Raw genomic sequence first — 17,033 nt, 5'->3', positions numbered from 1 at the left:
GAGACACCAGGCCCCATCATGTCGACTATCGGCCCACGCCCCATCCCCACGCTGGACCACTTGCCCAGGCCGCTCTATGCCCGTGCCGAGAGCCTCGGCGCTGGCTCCTGGACCACCCGCCACCGCCATGACTGGGTGCAGTTCTCCTACGCCATCAGCGGGGTGCTTGGCGTGTACACCAGCGACGGCAGCTACTTCGCCCCGCCGCAATGGGGCGTGTGGATCCCGGCCGGCACCGAGCACGAGGTGGTGACCTCGATGCAGGCCGAGATGCGCAGCCTGTATGTGCGCAGCGATGCCTGCCCATGGTCGCCCAGCGAATGCCGGGTGCTGGAGGTCACGCCGCTGGCGCGCGAGCTGATCAAGCAGTTCTGCACCTTCGCGGTGGCCTATCCGCAAGGCGACAGTGCCGAGGCACGGCTGGTGGCGGTGTTGCTGGACCAACTGCGCACTCTGCCGCAGGTGGGCTTCTCGCTGCCGTTGCCGCGCCATCCGGGTTTGCTGGCGTTGTGCAACAGGCTGATCGCCGCGCCCGACCAGGTGCAGACCTTGCAGCAGTGGGCCGTGCAACTGGGGGTGTCGGAAAAGACCCTGATGCGCCTGTTCCAGCGCGAGACGGGGCTGAGCTTTCGCAACTGGCGCCAGCGCATGCGCCTGCTGACGTCGCTGGCGCTGCTGGAAGCGGGGGAGAGCGTCACCCAGGCGGCGCTGGGTTGCGGTTATGACTCGACCTCGGCCTACATTGCCGCGTTCAAGCAATTGTTCGGGGCAACGCCGGGGGAGCTTCGCTTGTAGACGGTGCAAGGCCTGTCGGTGGGCAACCGCGCATCTACAAGCGCGCGCGTGCCCACCGACGGCGACTCAGGTCCTGAACCTGCGCACCAGCGCATCCAGCTCGTTGGACAGCCCGGCCAGGCTCTCGGAGTCCTGGCGCGCCGCCTGGGCCAGTTCCGCCACCAGTTGGGCATCGCCATGGATCTGGCTGATGTGGCGGTTGATGTCCTCGGCCACCTGGTGCTGCTCCTCGGCGGCGGTGGCGATCTGGGTGTTCATGTCGCGGATGACATCCACCGATTCGCGGATCTGGCCGAAGCTGTCGCGGGCCAGGCCGATACGGCTGACCGACTGCTGAGACACCTCGATGCTGGCGTGCATTTGTTCGGCCACCTGGGCCGTGCGGCTGGCTAGGTTGCCCAGCAGGCCGTCGATCTCGGCGGTGGAGTCGGCGGTGCGCTTGGCCAGGGCGCGGACTTCGTCGGCGACCACGGCAAAGCCGCGGCCCTGCTCGCCAGCGCGGGCGGCCTCGATGGCGGCGTTGAGCGCCAGCAGGTTGGTCTGCTCGGCAATCGAGCGGATGGTGCCGAGGATCGACTGGATGGCATTGCTGTCGCGTTCCAGTTGCTGGATCGACTGCGCCGACTGCTCGATTTCCTGGCTCAGGCGATCGACGCTCTGTACCGCCGCGTCGATCTGCTGCTGCCCTTCGCGGGCCTGCTGCTGGCCACTGTCGGCCGATTGCGCGGCCTGGCTGCAGGAACGGGCCACTTCGTTGGCGGTGGCGACCATCTCATGGAAGGCGGTGGAAACCATGTCCACCGCCTCGCGCTGGCGCCCGGCGGCTTCGGCCATGTCGCCGGAGACGCGGGTCGAGCTGTTGGAGGTGCTGAGGATCTTGCTTGCCGCACCACCGATGTGCTGGATCAGGCTGCGGATGGCGCCGAGGAACTGGTTGAACCAGCTGGCCAGCTGGGCGGTTTCGTCGCGGCCGCGGATCTCCAGGTTGCGGGTCAGGTCGCCTTCGCCCTGGGCGATGTCCTCCAGGCCGCTGGTGACACTGTTGATCGGGCGCACGATGAGCTTGGCGAACGCCGCGCCCACCACGGCGAACACGGCGGCCAGGATCAACGCGACGACGCCGATCAGCCAGGTAAGGCGGGTGGTGGTCTGCATCACTTCGTCTTGCTGGATCAGGCCGATGAAGGTCCAGCCGAGTTTCTCGTCGGGGTAGACGTTGGCCATGTAGCGCTCGCCGTTCAACTGTACTTCGGCCAGGCCCTTGCCGGCCTTGGCCAGCTCGGCGTAGCCGTCGCCCAGGCTGGCGAGCTGCTTGAAGTTGTGGCTGGCGTCGCGCGGGTCGACCATCACGTTGCCGTTGTTTTCCATGAGGATCAGGTAGCCGCTCTCGCCCAGTTTGATCTGCTTGACGATCTCGGTCAGGCCCTTGAGCGACACATCGATATTGACCACGCCGCCCGGGTTGCCCAGCGTGTTGGCCACGGCGCGCACGGTGCTGACCAGTACGGCGTCGTCGCCGGCCCAGTAGTAGGGTGCGGTACGCAGGGTCTTGCCGGGGTTGGCCATGGCCGCCTGGTACCAGGGGCGGGTACGCGGGTCGTAGTTGGCCATTTTCGGATCGCCCGGCCAGAACGCGTAGCCGCCGTCCTTCAGGCCGTAGGACACATAGGCGTAGTCCGGGTGGCTCTGGGCCAGGCGGCTGAACAGGTCGAACAGCGCCTTGTCCTGCTCGCCGGGGGCGATGTTGGCGGCATCGGCACTGATGTGCTTCTTGACGTTGTCAGCGCTGGCCGCCACCAAGGGTTGCGCGGCGAGGTAGTCGACGTTCTGGGTGATGCCCTGGAAGAAGATGTCCATGGCGTTGCCGACCTGGCGAATCTCCCGGCTGCTGTTGTCGAGGAAATCGTCGCGGGCTTCGCCGCGCAGGTTGAGCACCACCAGGGTGGCGACCAGGACGATGGGCAGGCCGGCGATGATGGCGAAGGCCCAGGTGAGTTTCTGCTTGATGTTCATCCACGCTCCCAGAGTTGTTCTTGTCGTTGCATGAGGCTGTAACAGTGCATCGGCAAAGCCTGGGCTTTATGTAGTCGAACTCCCGTATTTATTGGGTGAAAAGGCTATTCGAGGGGATATCGGTCGAGACTGGCTAATATGGCATACCAAAGGGTGTCCGCAGGAACGGCATACTGCCGCTCCCGCAGACGATGCCCTCAGTGACAGCAGCCGCTGCCATTGGCCAGATCCTTGAGGATCGGGCAGTCCGGGCGGTCATCGCCCTGGCAGTGTGCCACCAGCTCACCGAGGGTGTCGCGCAGGCTCACCAGCTCTTCGATGCGCTGGTTCAGCGCGTCGATATGTTGCATGGCCAGGGCCTTCACGTCGGCGCTGGCGCGCTGGCGGTCCTGCCACAGGGTCAGCAGCTTGGCGACTTCGTCCAGGGAGAAGCCCAGGTCCCGCGAGCGCTTGATGAACGCAAGGCTGTGCAGGTCTTCCTGCTGGTACAGGCGATAGCCGCTTTCGCTGCGCGTGGCGGGGCGCAACAGGCCGATGGACTCGTAGTAACGGATCATCTTGGCGCTGAGCCCGCTGCGGCGGGCGGCCTGGCCGATGTTCATGGCGCCTCCTGGTCGATGGCGGTGGGTTTCCAGGTTTTCAGCCACAGGGCGTTGCTGACCACGCTGACGCTGGACAGGGCCATGGCGGCGCCGGCCAGTACCGGGTTGAGGTAACCGAGGGCGGCCAGGGGGATGCCGACCAGGTTGTAGATGAAGGCCCAGAACAGGTTCTGGCGGATCTTCGCATAGGTCTTGCGGCTGATGTCCAATGCCGCGGGCACCAGGCGCGGATCACCGCGCATCAGGGTGATGCCGGCGGCCTGCATGGCCACGTCGGTGCCGCCGCCCATGGCGATGCCGATATCGGCTGCGGCCAGTGCCGGGGCGTCGTTGATGCCGTCGCCGACCATGGCCACCACGCCTACCTGTTTGAGCGCGGCGACTGTAGCTGCCTTGTCCGCCGGCAGCACTTCGGCATGCACGTCATCGATGCCCAGGGCGTCGGCCACCACCTTGGCGCTGCCACGGTTGTCGCCTGTCAGCAGGTGGCTGCTGATGCCACGCGCATGCAGCGCGTCGATGGCCGCGCCGGCGCCGGGCTTGAGGCTGTCGCCGAAGGCGAACAGGCCGAGCACGCGTGGCTGCTGGCCACGCTCGATCAACCAGGACAGCGTGCGGCCCTCGGCTTCCCAGGCCTGCGCACTGTTGGCCAGGTCGCCCGGCGGCAGTCCGTTTTCGTCGAGCAGGCGACGGTTGCCCAGGGCCAGTTCACGGCCATCTACCTGGCCGGCGATGCCGCGACCGGTGAGCGACTGGCTGTCAGCGACCTGCGGCACGTGCAGGCCTTGCTCGGCGCAGGCGTCGAGTACCGCCTTGGCCAATGGGTGCTCGCTGCCGCGTTGCAGGGCACCGGCCAGGCGCAGCAACTCGCCGTTGTCGCCGCTGCTGGCCCGGCTGTGGACGATGCGCGGGCTGCCCGAGGTGAGCGTGCCGGTCTTGTCGAACACCACGCTGTTCACCGCATGGGCACGCTCCAGTGCTTCGGCGTCCTTGATCAAAATGCCGTGGCGGGCGGCGACGCCGGTGCCGGCCATGATCGCGGCGGGCGTGGCCAGGCCGAGGGCGCATGGGCAGGCGATGACCAGCACGGCGACGGCATTGATCAGGGCGGTTTCCAGCGGCGCGCCGGCCAGCCACCAGCCGACCAGGGTGATCAGCGCCAGCACCAGTACTGCCGGTACGAACACCTGGCTGACCCGGTCGACCAGCTTCTGGATGGGCGCCTTGGCCGCCTGGGCGTCCTCGACCAGGCGGATGATGCGCGCGAGCACGGTCTCGGTGCCCAGGGCCAGGGTTTTTACCAGCAGCCGGCCTTCGCCGTTGATGGCCCCACCGGTTACCGAGTCGCCAGGCGCCTTGGGCACAGGCAGGCTTTCACCGCTGATCAACGCCTCATCGGCATGGCTGCTGCCTTCGAGCACTTCACCATCGACCGGGAAGCGCTCGCCGGGTTTGACCAATACCAGGTCGCCCAGGCGCAACTGACTGATCGCCACCTCTTCCTCGCGCCCCTCGATGACCCGCACCGCCCGTTCCGGGCGCAGCGCCTCCAGCGCCCGGATGGCACTGGCGGTCTGGCGCTTGGCGCGGCTTTCCAGGTACTTGCCCAGCAGCACCAGGGCGATGACCACCGCCGATGCTTCGAAATACAGGTGCGGCTCCATCCCGTCGTGGGCGTTGGCCCATTGGTACAGGCTCAGGCCGTAGCCGGCGCTGGTGCCCAGGGCGACCAGCAGGTCCATGTTGCCGGCACCGGCGCGCACGGCTTTCCAGGCGGCGATATAAAAACGTGCGCCGAGAATGAACTGCACCGGCGTGGCCAGCAGGAACTGCGCCCAGGCCGGCAGCATCCAGTGCACCCCGAAGGGTTGCGCCAGCATCGGCAGTACCAATGGCAGGGCCAGCAGCAGGGCGGCACCGACCGCCAGGCGTTCGTTGCGCAGGCGACGTTGGGCCTGGGCCTGGTCATCGTCGGCGGTGCGCGGCAGGCTGGCGCTATAGCCGGCCTTTTCCACTGCGGCGATCAAAACACCGTCATCGACGGCTTGCAGGACTTCGAGGTGGGCGCGTTCGCTGGCCAGGTTGACGCTGACCTGCTCGACCCCTGGCAGCTTGCCCAGAGCACGTTCGACACGGCCGGCGCAGCTGGCGCAGGTCATGCCGCCGATCTGCAGTTCGAGGGTACGGGTGGGGACGCTGTAACCGGCGTCGCGCACCGCGCCGACCAATGCCGGCAGGCTGTCGGCCGGCGCCTGGACCCGGGCCTGCTCGGTGGCCAGGTTGACGCTGACGTGTTCGGTGCCGGTGACCTTGCGCAGGGCGCGTTCGACCCGACCTGCGCAACTGGCGCAGGTCATGCCGCTGATCGGCAGGTCGAAGGTGGTGGATGCGGGCATGGCTCTCTCCTCCGTGGATAGGCCTTCAGCATCAACCTTGCCATGCGGGCAAGGTCAATAGCCCAGGTTGGCTTGCCTCAATTCCAGGCCCTTGTGCCCTGTGGCGATGCGGTACTTCTTGATCTGGCCCGCCTGCAACATCAGGCGCGTGCTGCGCTGGTCCTCGATACCCGGGGCGCAGCCGGGCATCTGCCCGGGGAGCAGGCGCAAGCGTACATCGACAGGGCCCGGTGGCAGGTTGAACGAGGTCGATTGCTCCTGGAACAGCCGGCCGGCCAACTGATCGTTGAGGTAGATACCGATCTCGCAACTGCTGGCCACTTCCAGGCGTTCCCGGGAAATCATCAGCACGCTGTAGTCCGAGTTGCCTTCGGCGCTGGCCGGTGGCACCACGGCCAGCGCGCCCAGCAGTCCGACTAGGCTCATTGCTGCCCTGATCATGAAGAATCTCCTGCTTGCCAAAATCGTCAAAGGCGCAGCTTGGCCGAGCCGCGCAAGGATTTCCAGCCCGGCCGTTTGACGCGGAACTTGACCTTGCCCCGATGGCAAGGCTGAAAGTGGACAAAACCCACAAGGAGGCAACCCCTATGCAAGTGTTCAATGTACAAGGCATGACCTGTGGCCATTGCGTGAAAGGCGTGACCCGTGCGGTGCAGGAGCAGGACGCCGCGGCGCGAGTGGAAGTGGACCTGGCGGCGAAGCAGGTGCGGGTGGACAGTGCGCTGGCGGCGGATCAGATCCTGGCGGCGATTCGTGAAGAGGGATATCAGGCCGAGGTGGCCTGAACGGCTGGATTGTCCAGCTAAAGCATTGCTGTAGAAGCGGGCTGCCCGGGCAAGTCCGCGTCTACAGAAATGCAGGCCAATTATTACAAAGGTTTTCCACGCCCAATGATCCAGTGCAGGTAGACTAACCGACTTGCTTAGCCTGCTATGGATTCTCCATGAACCTGCGAACCTTGCTGATTCTCGGCGCCCTCAGTGCGTTCGGGCCTTTGGCGATCGACTTCTATCTGCCAGCCTTCCCGGCCATGGCGCATGCCTTCGCCACCGACGAAAAGCATGTGCAGACGACCCTGGCCGCCTATTTCCTCGGCCTGTCCCTGGGCCAGCTCGCCTACGGGCCAGTGGCCGACCGTTTCGGCCGGCGTATTCCGCTGCTTTTTGGGGTTGGCTTGTTCACCATCGCCTCCCTGGCCTGCGCCTATGCACCCAACCTCGACAGTTTGATCGTGGCGCGCTTCGTCCAGGCCCTGGGTGGCTGCGCCGGCATGGTACTGTCGCGGGCGATCGTTAGCGACAAGTGCGACGCGGTGGCCTCGGCCAAGGTGTTTTCGCAATTGATGTTGGTGATGGGCCTGGCACCGATTCTCGCGCCGATGCTCGGTGGCGTGCTGGTCAATGTGTCTGGTTGGCAGTCGATTTTCCTCGCCCTGAGCCTGTTCAGCGCGGCCTGCCTGGTGGCCGTCGGCCTGGGACTGCCGGAGAGCCTGCCGGCACATGTGCCGCGCCAGCCCTTGTCGGGGGCGCTGCGCCAGTACCTGCGGCTGTTCGGTGACCGGGTGTTTGTCGGCCATGCGTTGACCGGCGGCATCGCCATCGCCGGGATGTTCGCCTACATTGCCGGTTCACCGTTCGTGTTCATCAAGTTGTACGGGGTGCCCGCCGAGCACTATGGCTGGTTGTTCGGCACCAACGCCGCAGGCTTCATCCTGATGGCCCAGGTCAATGCGCGTCTGCTGGCCAAGCGTGGCCCGGCGTTCCTGCTGGCGCGGGCAGTGTGGCTGTACCTGGTGGCGGCGCTGGCGCTGCTGGTGGTCGCGGCGCTGCGCCCAGCGCAGTTGTGGCCGTTGCTGGTGCCGTTGTTCGTATGCATCGCCAGCCTTGGTTGCATCATCCCCAACGCCTCGGCCTGCGCCATGAGCGGGCAGGGCATGCGGGCAGGCAGCGCCTCGGCGCTGATGGGCTGCCTGCAGTTCAGCGTCGCCGCGGGTGCGGCAGCGCTGGTCGGGGTGCTGCACGATGGCAGCGCGGTGCCCATGGCGCTGGTGATCAGCCTGTGTGGCGCGCTGGTGGTCAGTGTCGCAATGTTGACCCGGCGGCTGCAGGCCAGCCGGCCTGCGTGAGCGGGTGGGGCGCGTTCAGGCGCGCCTCGAGCAGGGCGACGAATGACCGCGCTTCGGCCTCGTTGCGGAAACTCACCACATGCTGATCGAGCTGGACTTGCCAGGGGCAAGCGGGATTTCGGTTCGACGCACTGACGACAATCTTCATCGCGATCCACCTCCAGTGAGCGGGAGCGGAACTAGTGTAGCGCCGCCCCCGCCGCTCGCCATGGCCAGGATCAGTCCCCTGACTGACGGTCATGGTGGCCTGAAGTAGGGAGACCTTCTGTTTTGCAGGGCAGAAGTTTTCACCGTGCCTATCGGACTTTTCTAGCTTCTTGATAATCGCTATCAGCCACGTTCCTGGCGCAGCCACAGTAGAACGGGGGCATCAGCCGTGTCTGCGGCGTAGCGCACTGACAGACGCATCTTTCAGAACGGTGCTCGGGGGACCAACGCCGACCCATTCCGGGCATACCCCCCTCAAGGCGAGCCCCCTCCAGCGGCTTATACTGCCTCAGGCGCCCAATGCCAGCGTGAGATCCTTCCTGGCCTGGCGCTGACCATCCGGCACACGAACAATCCCGTGCTTGCCCGCACAGGCGGCAGGGCGTCAGCGGTTGTCGCCGCCAGACGAGATACATCAGGGAGCTTCAGTTTCATGACCGCAGTCCGCAGCATCAGTCAGGTTGCCAGCCTGATGGCCGAACCCAAGCGCAGCGCCATGTTGTGGGCGTTGATCGATGGCACCCCGCGTGCGGCGGACGAGCTTGCCGTGATCACCGGCCTGAGCACTTCGTCGGCCTGCGCGCACCTGTCGCTGCTGTCCAGTGCCGGCTTGCTCAGGCAGGAGGCGCGTGGGCGCAAACGCTTCTTCCGCCTGGCAACGCCGGAGGTCGGCACCGCGGTGGAGGCCCTTGCCAGCGTCCAGTTGGCCAGCCGCTCAGCCGTGGGGCAGGGCACCTCGCTGCAAATCCCCCTGTCAATGCGCAAGGCGCGCCTGTGCGGCGACCATCTGGGCGGCGAGGTGGCTGCCGCGTTGCTGCATCGGCTGCATGTAGCGGGTTGGTTGGAGGGCAGCGAACAGCAACTGGCCGTGAGCCAGGAGGGCAAGGGGCAACTGGAGGCGCTGGGGGTGTTCATCGACGCACTGGCCGCCGCCGACCGGCGTGGCTGCGTGATCTGCCACTGCAGCAAGTGGAACGACCAGGGCCCGCACCTGGGCGGTTGCCTGGGCAAGGCGTTGCTCAGGTTGTTCACCCAGTCGGGCTGGGTGCGTGAGCAGGAGGGCAGCCGGGCGGTACACCTTACACCGCTCGGCCAGCAGCAGATCAACGCGATCGCCTGCCTGCCCTCGCGCCAGGCCGGTTAGCGCAACAGGCGTGCGTCCAGGCTGTTCTGCGCCAGGCGGCGTGCCTGGTCCTGGGTCATGCCCAGGTGCTGGTGCAGGGCATGGAAGTTTTCGGTGACGTAGCCGCCGAAGTAGGCCGGGTCATCGGAGTTGACCGTGACCTTCACGCCACGCTCGAGCATGTCGAGGATATTGTGCTGGCTCATGTGGTCGAACACGCACAGCTTGGTGTTGGACAGCGGGCAGACAGTCAGCGGGATCTGCTCGTCGATGATGCGCTGCATCAGGCGTTCGTCCTCGATGGCGCGCACGCCGTGGTCGATACGCTGGATCTTGAGCAGGTCGAGTGCCTCCCAGATGTATTCGGGCGGGCCTTCCTCGCCGGCATGGGCCACGGTCAGGAAGCCTTCGCTGCGGGCGCGGTCGAAGACGCGCTGGAACTTGCTGGGCGGATGGCCTTTTTCCGAGCTGTCCAGGCCTACGGCGACGAACGCCTCACGGAAGGGCAGGGCCTGGTCGAGGGTCTGTTGCGCCTCGTCCTCGCTCAGGTGGCGCAGGAAGCTGAGGATCAAACCACTGGAGATGCCCAGCTGTTCACGGCCATCCTTGAGTGCGCCGGTGATGCCATTGAGCACCACCTCGAACGGGATGCCCCGGTCGGTGTGGGTCTGGGGGTCGAAGAACGGCTCGGTGTGGATAACGTTCTGCGCCTTGCAGCGTTGCAGGTAAGCCCAGGTCAGGTCGTAGAAATCCTGCTCGGTACGCAGGACGCCAGCGCCCTGGTAGTAGAGGTCGAGGAATTCCTGCAGGTTGTTGAAGGCATAGGCGCCGCGCAGGGTTTCGACATCGGCCCAGGGCAACGCAACCTTGTTGCGCTCGGCCAGGGCGAACAGCAGTTCGGGCTCCAGCGAGCCCTCCAGGTGCATGTGCAGTTCCGCCTTGGGCAAGGCGTTCAGCCAGTCATACATGTGTGCAATCTCGATCAGGTACGGTTGGCTGCCATTCTACAGGGCCTGGCCGGGCAATGCGCCCACCCAGGCCCGCAAGGCCCTGGATCACCAGGTGAGCGGCTCGCCCTTGTAGTTGATGAAACGCAGGCCGCCGTTGCCGCTCTGCGCCTTGATCTGCTCGAGCATGCCACGGGTGCTGGTGAGCACGTCGATCTCGGCATTCTCGCCGCCCATGTCGGTCTTCACCCAGCCCGGGTGCATGGCCAGCACGGCAAGGTCGGGGCGCTGCAGCTCGACCACGAAGCTGTTGATCATCGAGTTGAGGGCGGCCTTGCTGGCCTTGTACAGGCAGATCTCACCGCCGTCGGGGATGGTCACGCTACCCAGGATCGAGCTCATGAACGCCAGCACGCCGCTGTCTTTGCGGATGAGTTCGGCCAGGCGCCGGGCCACGCGGATCGGCGCCACGGCGTTGGTCATGAACAGCTCGCCAATCTGCTGTACCTGCACGCTTTCCAGGTCCTGCGGCAGCGGGCCCATCACGCCGGCGTTGACGAACACCAGGTCGAACACTTCACCCTGCAGGCGCTGCTTGAGCCCGTCGAGCTGGGCGGTGTCGTTCATCTCCAGGCGCTCGATACGCGCACCGGGCACTTCGTCGAGCGCACCTGGGTTCTGCGGGTCGCGCACGGTGGCGACGACGTTCCAGCCGTCTTCACGCAGGCGTTGCACCAGCCCCAGGCCAAGGCCTCGGGAGGCGCCGATGATCAGGGCGTTCTTGTTTGCGGTCATTGCGATACTCCATATCAAAGGCGGGGCGAGCGCTGTTGTGCATAGTTTCGCTCGCCGCGCGACAACGGGGTGATTGCCCTCCACCGGGAAAGGCCTGGGTGACGAGCATAAACCAGGTGCCTGGCGCTCGCCTTGTGTAGGCTGATCAAAAAACGATCGATTGCCTGGAAAGCCTGTGGGGGCTGGGCCTGGCGCTGTAGTTCACGGGTTATCCACAAGCCGCTCCACAGTAATTGTGTGCAAGCGCAGCGGGCCTGAAAATGGTGGTTTGGGGGCGGGTTTACATTGAAAGCTGGGGATAACTCATAGTCTTTCAGTCACTTGTGCCAGTGTCACACAAATGTGATCAAAATATGCTCAATGCTTCGCAGGCCTTGTCGCATAAGGCCTGTATAAGCTTGCCCCAAGCTTATCCACAGGCAGGCCCACAGCAGTTGTGGGCAATGTTCACTCTCTTTCCAGCAGAATGCGACCGCGGCTCAGGTCGGCGAGTTGCTGCTGCAGTGACGCGAGGTGGATCTCACCCAGGGCGATGCGCAGGTCGACGCCGTTAGCGGTGAACTGCTCATCCAGCACCACGCCGTCCACCTCAGCCAGGCGCAGCTTGAGCAGCGCCAGTTCGCTGAAGGTGCAACTGCAACTGAACGCGCTGCGCTGCACTAGCACACGCTTGGGTGCCTGCTGCAGGCATTTGTTGGCGCCGCCGCCGTAGGCCCGGGCCAGTCCACCGGTGCCCAGCTGGATGCCGCCGTACCAGCGGATCACCAACACCACCACCTGGTCGCAGTCCTGGGCTTCGATGGCGGCGAGGATCGGTCGCCCGGCCGTGCCGCCCGGTTCGCCGTCATCGCTGCTGCGGTACTGGGCGCCGAGCTTCCAGGCCCAGCAGTTGTGGGTGGCCGCCAGGTCGCTGTGGCGTTCGATGAAGGCCATGGCCTCGGCGGGGCTGTCGATCGGGCCGGCGAGGGTGATGAAGCGGCTCTTGCGGATTTCTTCGCGCCATTCGCAGAGCTCGAGCAGGGTAGAAGGCATAAGTCCGGGTCAGGCAGGCGTGCTGATGCCGCAGCCTTTGAGAATGATGTGGATAAGATTGTTGCTGGCGTCTTCCATGTCCTGTTTGGTCAGGCGGCTGCGGCCGGTGACCTGGCAGATCTGGGTGGCGAAGTCGGCGTAGTGCTGGGTGCTGCCCCAGAGCAGGAAGATCAGGTGCACCGGATCTACCTGGTCCATCTTGCCGGCGTCCATCCAGGCCTGGAACACCGCGGCGCGGCCACGGAACCATTCGCGGTAGTCGGCGCTGAAATACTCGCTCAGGCACTCGCCGCCGCTGATCACTTCCATGGCGAAGATCCGCGAGGCCTGCGGGTTGCGCCGGGAGAACTCCATCTTGGTGCGGATGTACTGGCTGAGCGCCTCGGCCGGGTCGTCCTCCACGCTCAGGGCGTTGAAGGTGCTGTCCCACAGTTCGATGATGTTGCTCAGCACCGCGATGTACAGGCCCAGCTTGTTGGTGAAGTAATAATGCAGGTTGGCCTTGGGCAGCCCGGCCTTGAGCGCGATGGTGTTCATGCTCGTGCCCTTGTAGCCGTGGCGGGCGAACTCGTCCTCGGCGGCCTGGATGATGGCCTGTTCGTTCTTCTGGCGGATGCGGCCGGCGGGCTTGCCCGAGGTGGGGGAGCGATGCGCAGGGACTTCTAGGGTCATGGACGATTCCGGGCGGGTCGTTACGGATGTCCGACAGATTACCTGCCTGTGGCGAAGTGACAAGCATTAGCGTCAGGGACAGGCATCAGCGTGTCGCAGCCAGGCTCTCGAGGAAGCTTTCCAGCACCAGGTTCGGCCGCCGGCCCTTGCGCGTCACCCAGCTCAGGCCCAGGTCATAGAAACGCTGGGCAGGTTTCAGCGCCCGCAGGCGCCCCTGCTGCACCCAGAAGCTGGCGTAGTGGTCGGGCAGGTAGCCGATGTAGCGGCCCGTCAGGATCAGGAAGGCCATGCCTTCGCGGTCCGAGGCGCTGGCGGTGCAGTGCAGGGCCTGGTAGTGCGCCTGGATGTCGGCGGGCAGGCGGAAGGTCGGGGCGATCGCGTCCTGGGCGTTGAGGCGATCGTCATCGATCTGCAGGTCGTCGGCGTAGAACAGCGGGTGGCCGACCGCGCAGTAGAGCAGCGAGCGTTCACTGTACAGCGGTTGGTATTCAAGTCCCGACAGCGGGCTGGTCTGCGGTACCACGCCCACATGCAGGCTGCCGTCGAGCACGCCCTGCTCGACCTGGCTGGGGGCGATCATGCGGATCTGGATGCGCACATCGGGGCCGCGGTCCTTGAGTTCGGCCAGGGCGTGGGTGATGCGCATGTGCGGCAGGGTCACCAGGTTGTCGGTGAGGCCGATGTTCAGCTCACCGCGCAGGTGCTGGTGCAGGCCATTGACCTCGGTGCGGAACGACTCCAGGGCGCTGAGCAGTTGCAGCGCCGAGTGGTAGACCTCGCGCCCCTCCTCGGTCAGCGAAAAACCCGCCCGGCCGCGTTGGCACAGGCGCAGCCCCAGGCGTTGCTCGAGGTCGTTCATCTGCTGGCTGATGGCCGAGCGGCCGATGCCCAGGACGTTTTCCGCCGCTGAAAAGCCGCCGCACTCGACCACGCTGCGGTAGATCTTCAATAGGCGAATGTCAAAATCGCTGACCTGGGCGAGGGGATCGGGGCGTCGGCTCATTAGTTTAGTTATCCGCTGACTGAAGGTTAGAAAAGCTGGGTTTTTCGAACTTTATCGCCGTGACAACTTAGCTGCAACAACACCCATCGTTGCCTAATCGTCTTTCGAGGAACCGCCCGATGAACATGCCCGAATCCGCTCAAGCCGGCCTGGCCAGCCAGCTCAAGCTGGACGCTCACTGGATGCCGTACACCGCCAACCGCAACTTCCAGCGCGACCCGCGGCTGATCGTGGCGGCCGAAGGCAACTACCTGGTCGACGACAAGGGCCGCAAGGTGTTCGACGCCCTGTCGGGCCTGTGGACCTGCGGCGCCGGGCATACCCGCAAGGAGATCAGCGAGGCGGTGGCTCGCCAGGTCGCCACCCTCGACTACTCGCCGGCCTTCCAGTTCGGCCATCCGCTGTCGTTCCAGCTGGCCGAGAAGATCGCCAACCTGGTGCCGGGCGACCTGAACCACGTGTTCTTCACCAACTCCGGCTCCGAGTGCGCCGACACCGCGCTGAAAATGGTGCGTGCCTACTGGCGCCTGAAAGGCCAGGCCACCAAGACCAAGATCATCGGCCGTGCCCGTGGCTATCACGGGGTCAACATCGCCGGCACCAGCCTGGGTGGCGTCAACGGCAACCGCAAGCTGTTCGGTCAGTTGCTGGACGTCGACCACCTGCCTCACACCGTGCTGCCGGCCAACGTGTTCAGCAAGGGCATGCCGGAAGAGGGCGGTATCGCCCTGGCCGACGAGATGCTCAAGCTGATCGAGCTGCATGACGCCTCGAACATCGCCGCGGTGATCGTCGAGCCGCTGGCTGGTTCCGCCGGTGTGCTGCCGCCGCCGAAGGGCTACCTCAAGCGCCTGCGCGAGATCTGCAGCCAGCACAACATCCTGCTGATCTTCGATGAAGTGATCACCGGCTTCGGCCGCATGGGCGCCATGACCGGTGCTGAAGCCTTCGGCGTGACCCCGGACCTGATGTGCATCGCCAAGCAGGTCACCAACGGCGCCATCCCGATGGGCGCGGTGATCGCCACCGGCGAGATCTACCAGACCTTCATGAACCAGCCGACGCCCGAGTACGCGGTGGAATTCCCCCACGGCTACACCTATTCGGCGCATCCTGTCGCCTGCGCCGCCGGCATCGCCGCGCTGGACCTGCTGCAGAAGGAAAACCTGGTGCAGTCCGCCGCCGAGCTGGCGCCGCACTTCGAGAAGCTGCTGCACGGCGTCAAGGGCACCAAGAACGTCGTCGACATCCGCAACTACGGCCTGGCCGGCGCGATCCAGATCGCCGCGCGCGATGGCGATGCCATCGTTCGTCCGTACGAGGCGGCCATGAAGCTGTGGCAAGCCGGCTTCTATGTACGCTTCGGTGGCGACACCCTGCAATTTGGGCCGACCTTCAACACCCAGCCACAAGAGCTGGACCGTCTGTTCGACGCCGTGGGCGAAGCCCTGAACAAGGTCGACTGATTTTTCCGATTTTGACGTCGGGCGTGTGAGTACCACGCGCCTGTCTCTACCTTCTTTATCTGGAGTTATGCATGAGCATTGTTCAGCACCTGATCCACGGCGAGCTGGTCAGCAAGGGCGAGCGCACCGCCGATGTCTTCAACCCGTCGACCGGCCAGGCCGTGCGCAAGGTCGAGCTGGCCAGCCGCGCCACCATCCAGCAGGCCATCGATTCGGCCAAGGCCGCCTTCCCGGCCTGGCGCAATACCCCGCCAGCCAAGCGCGCCCAGGTGATGTTCCGCTTCAAGCAACTGCTTGAGCAGAACGAAGCGAAAATCTCGCAGATGATCAGCGAGGAACACGGCAAGACCGTGGAGGACGCTGCGGGCGAACTCAAGCGTGGCATCGAGAACGTCGAGTTTGCCTGCGCCGCCCCGGAGCTGCTCAAGGGTGAGTACAGCCGCAACGTCGGCCCGAACATCGACGCCTGGTCCGATTTCCAGCCGCTGGGCATCGTCGCCGGTATCACCCCGTTCAACTTCCCGGCCATGGTGCCGCTGTGGATGTACCCGCTGGCCATCGCCTGCGGCAACGCATTCATTCTCAAACCGTCCGAGCGTGATCCCAGCTCGACCCTCTATATCGCCCAGTTGCTGCTGGAGGCCGGACTGCCGAAGGGCATCCTCAACGTGGTGCATGGCGACAAGGAAGCGGTCGACGCGCTGATCGAGGCGCCAGAGGTCAAGGCCCTGAGCTTCGTCGGCTCGACCCCGATCGCCGAATACATCTATGCCGAAGGCACCAAGCGCGGCAAGCGCGTGCAGGCATTGGGCGGCGCGAAGAACCACGCCGTGTTGATGCCTGATGCCGACCTGGACAACGCGGTCAGCGCGCTGATGGGCGCCGCCTATGGTTCTTGCGGCGAGCGCTGCATGGCCATTTCGGTGGCGGTGTGTGTCGGCGACCAGGTGGCCGATGCGCTGATTGCCAAGCTGGAGCCGCAGATCAAGGCGCTGAAGATCGGTGCCGGTACGTCCTGCGGCCTGGATATGGGCCCGCTGGTGACTGCCGCTGCCCGTGACAAGGTGGTGGGTTACATTGACGACGGCGTTGCCGCTGGCGCCAAGCTGGTGGTCGATGGGCGCGGTTTCCGTGTGCCCGGTAATGAAGATGGCTATTTCGTTGGTGGCACCTTGTTCGACAAGGTCACCCCCGAAATGCGCATCTATAAGGAAGAGATTTTCGGGCCGGTGCTGTGCGTGGTGCGGGTGAACAGCCTGGAGCAGGCCATGCAGTTGATCAATGAGCATGAGTACGGCAACGGTACTTGCATCTTCACCCGTGACGGTGAGGCGGCGCGGCTGTTCTGCGACGAGATCGAAGTGGGCATGGTTGGCGTCAACGTGCCGCTGCCGGTGCCGGTGGCGTATCACAGCTTCGGTGGCTGGAAGCGTTCGCTGTTTGGTGACCTGCATGCGTACGGGCCGGACGGTGTGCGTTTCTATACCCGTCGCAAGGCGATCACCCAGCGTTGGCCGCAGCGGGCCAGCCATGAGGCGTCGCAGTTTGCCTTCCCTAGCTTGTAAGGCGCAGGGATGAAAGCGGGGCGGCCGAGAGGCCGCCCCGCTTTGTTTTGAGGTTTTGCTTTATCTAACTGAAATAAAGGTTGACGGGCTTTCAGATCCCCTTATAATGCGCCCCACTTCCAGCGACATCGGAACGAAAAACTCCTTGAATATCAAAGAGTTGATCGATCAGGAGGGTTGTGGAGGTGCTTCGGTCGTCAGATCGGCAGCGGTGAAAAAAGGCAGTTGACAGCAGGTTGTAACGCTGTATGATTCGCCTCCCGCTACGAGAGATCGCAGCGAGTCAAGTGTT

15 protein-coding genes and 1 pseudogene are annotated in these 17,033 nt (G+C 64.9%); 6 read left to right on the top strand and 10 right to left on the bottom strand.

Going from position 1 to position 17,033, the window contains the following annotated elements:
• Positions 1–18 precede the first annotated feature (18 nt).
• Positions 19–795 (top strand): AraC family transcriptional regulator, encoded by a 777-nt coding sequence (locus AC3WL2_RS17315; RefSeq protein ID WP_102684820.1) that lies wholly within the window; start codon positions 19–21, stop codon positions 793–795.
• 66 nt (positions 796–861) lie between these two features.
• Here the strand turns inward: AC3WL2_RS17315 and AC3WL2_RS17310 are convergent, their stop codons facing one another.
• From AC3WL2_RS17310 to AC3WL2_RS17290, 5 genes and pseudogenes are all read right to left on the bottom strand, one after another.
• Entirely contained in the window at positions 862–1,590 is a 729-nt protein-coding gene (locus AC3WL2_RS17310; RefSeq protein WP_371918152.1) for a methyl-accepting chemotaxis protein, read from the bottom strand.
• Between the two features lie 129 nt (positions 1,591–1,719).
• Positions 1,720–2,652, bottom strand: a pseudogene (locus AC3WL2_RS17305) (HAMP domain-containing protein); the annotation flags it as partial.
• A 353-nt stretch (positions 2,653–3,005) separates the two neighbouring features.
• On the bottom strand, positions 3,006–3,410 hold the full coding sequence (cueR, locus tag AC3WL2_RS17300) for a Cu(I)-responsive transcriptional regulator (protein ID WP_023631307.1): 405 nt from the start codon (positions 3,408–3,410) through the stop codon (positions 3,006–3,008).
• On the bottom strand, positions 3,407–5,806 hold the full coding sequence (locus tag AC3WL2_RS17295; RefSeq protein ID WP_102684822.1) for a heavy metal translocating P-type ATPase: 2,400 nt from the start codon (positions 5,804–5,806) through the stop codon (positions 3,407–3,409). The genes cueR and AC3WL2_RS17295 overlap by 4 nt, the downstream gene beginning before the upstream one ends.
• A 54-nt stretch (positions 5,807–5,860) precedes the next feature.
• The gene (locus tag AC3WL2_RS17290) at positions 5,861–6,247 is read right to left on the bottom strand and encodes a hypothetical protein (RefSeq protein WP_102690719.1); all 387 of its coding nucleotides are present in this window, start codon (positions 6,245–6,247) and stop codon (positions 5,861–5,863) included.
• A 146-nt stretch (positions 6,248–6,393) separates the two neighbouring features.
• Here AC3WL2_RS17290 and AC3WL2_RS17285 point away from each other — a divergent pair, with 146 nt between their 5' ends.
• The 3 genes from AC3WL2_RS17285 (at position 6,394) to AC3WL2_RS17275 (ending at position 9,282) form a co-directional block, all read left to right on the top strand.
• A complete protein-coding gene (locus AC3WL2_RS17285; RefSeq protein ID WP_023632213.1) occupies positions 6,394–6,591 on the top strand; it encodes a heavy-metal-associated domain-containing protein in 198 nt (65 codons plus the stop codon).
• 158 nt (positions 6,592–6,749) lie between these two features.
• Positions 6,750–7,931 (top strand): multidrug effflux MFS transporter, encoded by a 1,182-nt coding sequence (locus AC3WL2_RS17280; protein WP_102684824.1) that lies wholly within the window; start codon positions 6,750–6,752, stop codon positions 7,929–7,931.
• A 640-nt stretch (positions 7,932–8,571) separates the two neighbouring features.
• On the top strand, positions 8,572–9,282 hold the full coding sequence (locus tag AC3WL2_RS17275; RefSeq protein ID WP_102684826.1) for an ArsR/SmtB family transcription factor: 711 nt from the start codon (positions 8,572–8,574) through the stop codon (positions 9,280–9,282).
• Here AC3WL2_RS17275 and AC3WL2_RS17270 read toward each other — a convergent pair.
• From AC3WL2_RS17270 to AC3WL2_RS17250, 5 genes are all read right to left on the bottom strand, one after another.
• On the bottom strand, positions 9,279–10,229 hold the full coding sequence (locus AC3WL2_RS17270) for an adenosine deaminase (RefSeq protein WP_102684827.1): 951 nt from the start codon (positions 10,227–10,229) through the stop codon (positions 9,279–9,281). The two genes, AC3WL2_RS17275 and AC3WL2_RS17270, sit on opposite strands and share 4 nt — an antisense overlap.
• Before the next feature lie 87 nt (positions 10,230–10,316).
• Positions 10,317–11,003, bottom strand: a complete 687-nt coding sequence (locus AC3WL2_RS17265; RefSeq protein WP_102684828.1) for an SDR family oxidoreductase — start codon at positions 11,001–11,003, stop codon at positions 10,317–10,319.
• Between the two features lie 447 nt (positions 11,004–11,450).
• Positions 11,451–12,035, bottom strand: a complete 585-nt coding sequence (locus AC3WL2_RS17260; RefSeq protein WP_102684829.1) for an IMPACT family protein — start codon at positions 12,033–12,035, stop codon at positions 11,451–11,453.
• A 9-nt stretch (positions 12,036–12,044) separates the two neighbouring features.
• Positions 12,045–12,707 (bottom strand): TetR/AcrR family transcriptional regulator, encoded by a 663-nt coding sequence (locus tag AC3WL2_RS17255; RefSeq protein ID WP_102684830.1) that lies wholly within the window; start codon positions 12,705–12,707, stop codon positions 12,045–12,047.
• An 85-nt stretch (positions 12,708–12,792) separates the two neighbouring features.
• Positions 12,793–13,710 (bottom strand): LysR family transcriptional regulator, encoded by a 918-nt coding sequence (locus AC3WL2_RS17250; RefSeq protein ID WP_102684831.1) that lies wholly within the window; start codon positions 13,708–13,710, stop codon positions 12,793–12,795.
• 119 nt (positions 13,711–13,829) lie between these two features.
• Between AC3WL2_RS17250 and aptA the strand changes: the two genes are divergently transcribed.
• Positions 13,830–15,176 (top strand): omega-aminotransferase AptA, encoded by a 1,347-nt coding sequence (aptA, locus tag AC3WL2_RS17245; RefSeq protein WP_046854153.1) that lies wholly within the window; start codon positions 13,830–13,832, stop codon positions 15,174–15,176.
• Between the two features lie 71 nt (positions 15,177–15,247).
• Positions 15,248–16,741: a CoA-acylating methylmalonate-semialdehyde dehydrogenase gene (locus AC3WL2_RS17240; RefSeq protein ID WP_102684832.1), complete on the top strand. Its 1,494-nt coding sequence runs from the start codon at positions 15,248–15,250 to the stop codon at positions 16,739–16,741.
• The last annotated feature ends 292 nt before the right edge of the window (positions 16,742–17,033 follow it).

Source organism: Pseudomonas sp. FW305-96 (genome assembly GCF_058783825.1).
Note: the sequence above shows the minus strand (reverse complement) of the source record. Positions and strands in the feature narration are given on the sequence as shown.